Genomic DNA, 2036 nt, shown 5'->3' with positions numbered 1-2036 from the left:
ATTAAATGATGATATTGATTTAATGAGGTTAATCCTAAAAATCTTTAAATCTGTCTAATCTGTGGTTCTGACAATTAAAGGATGGCTCGGATGTTTAAAAGAAGCAATTTAGAGATATGGTTATTTGCTATTGATGGATTAAAGGAGGATATTGATTTAATGAGGTTAATCCTAAAAATCTTTTAATCTGTGTAATCTGTGGTTCTGACATTAAAGGATGGCTCGGATGTTTAAAAGAAGCAATTTAGAGATATGGTTATTTGCTATTGATGGATTAAAGGAGGATATTGATTTTAATCCTAATAATCCTTAAATCTGCGTAATCTGCGGTTCTGACAATTAAAGGAGAGGAGCTTAAATGGGAAATTTAAAATATGAGGAAATTACACATAAAATAATTGGATGTTCAATGAAAGTACATGGCAAATTAGGAAATGGATTTCAGGAATTAATATATCAACGTTGTCTTGCAATTGAAATGCATCATCAAGGAATGTCATTTGAAAGAGAAAAGGAACAAACTATATTTTATAGTGGTGTTGATGTTGGAACAAGAAGAGTAGATTTTTTAGTAGAAGGAAAAGTTTTAGTAGAATTAAAGGCAATAACTAAACTTGAAGATGTTCATCTGGCACAAATTTTAAATTATTTGGAAGCATTTAACTTAGAAGTTGGGTTATTGGTCAATTTTGGAAATAAAAGTTTGGAATACAAGAGACTCGTTAATAATAAAGTCTGAACCACGGATTACACAGATTTAAGGATTTTTAGGATTAAAATCCGTAGTTCAGACAATAAAAGGAGGCATAAAGATGTGTGATTATAAAACCATTGCAGAATCAAACAACTTCATAGTATTAGATAAATATACAAAGATAGACCAGCAAGGAGCTAGCTATCAAACAGAAGCCGATTTAGAAAGAGAACTGATTCAAGATCTAGTAAATCAAGGCTATGAACATGTAAAAGGTTTAAATACTACTGAAAAAATGCTTGCTAATATACGCGAACAACTGCAAGCCCTCAATAATGTTCAATTTTCAGATGCTGAATGGCTGAGGTTTTGTGAACAGTTTTTAGATAAACCTAGTGATAACCATATTGATAAAACTCGCAAAATTCATAATGATTATATTTATGACTTTGTCTTTGATGATGGACATATTCAAAACATTTACCTTGTAGACAAAAAGAATATTGCAAAAAATAAAGTGCAGGTAATTTCCCAATTTGAACAAACAGGAACTCACTCTAATAGATATGATGTTACAATTTTAGTCAATGGCTTACCTTTAGTACAAGTGGAGCTTAAAAAGCGTGGAATTGCTATTCGTGAAGCCTTTAATCAGATTCATAGATATAGTAAAGAAAGTCTTAATTCAGAAAACTCCCTATTTAAATATTTACAGATTTTTGTAATTTCAAATGGTACAGATAGCCGTTATTTTGCTAATACTACTAAACGTGATAAGAACAGTTTTGATTTTACTATGAATTGGGCAAAAGCGGATAATACCCTGATTAAAGATTTAAAAGACTTCACTGCTACATTTTTTCAGAAAAACACTTTATTGAATGTACTATTGAAATATTCAGTTTTTGATGTGAGTGATAACCTGCTGGTTATGCGTCCTTATCAAATTGCCGCCACTGAAAGAATTTTGTGTAAAATTAAAAGTTCGTACCTAGCAAAAAAATGGAGAACTACTGAAAGTGGAGGATATATTTGGCACACAACAGGTTCGGGGAAAACTCTTACTAGTTTTAAAGCTGCTCGTTTGGCTACTGAACTGGATTTTATAGATAAAGTATTTTTTGTTGTAGATAGGAAAGACCTAGATTATCAGACTATGAAAGAGTATCAGCGTTTTTCGCCTGATTGTGTTAATGGTTCAGAAAGTACAGCAGGGTTAAAGCGTAACATTGAAAAAGATGATAATAAAATTATTGTTACAACGATTCAAAAACTGAATAACCTTATTAAAAGCGAAACAGAATTAGCTATATATGATAAGCAAGTGATATTTATTTTTGAT

General features: G+C 30.8%; 2 protein-coding genes. Both read left to right on the top strand.

The genetic code is table 11. The annotated features are described in order from the left end of the window. The first annotated feature begins 358 nt into the window (after positions 1-358). Positions 359-739: a GxxExxY protein gene (locus tag KJ971_07585; GenBank protein MBU1145692.1), complete on the top strand. Its 381-nt coding sequence runs from the start codon at positions 359-361 to the stop codon at positions 737-739. A gap of 73 nt (positions 740-812) precedes the next feature. Next, a partial coding sequence (locus tag KJ971_07580) for an HsdR family type I site-specific deoxyribonuclease (protein MBU1145691.1) occupies positions 813-2036 on the top strand: 1224 nt, incomplete at its 3' end.

The organism is Bacillota bacterium (assembly GCA_018818595.1).
Taxonomy (GTDB): domain Bacteria; phylum Bacillota_I; class Bacilli_A; order Izemoplasmatales; family Hujiaoplasmataceae; genus JAHIRM01.
This window is presented reverse-complemented; position numbering and strand designations above follow the sequence as displayed.

Bases quoted from the DNA above. Each gene is read 5' to 3' on its own strand.
- KJ971_07585 (MBU1145692.1), top strand. From the start codon at position 359: ATGGGAAATTTAAAATATGAGGAAATTACACATAAAATAATTGGATGT.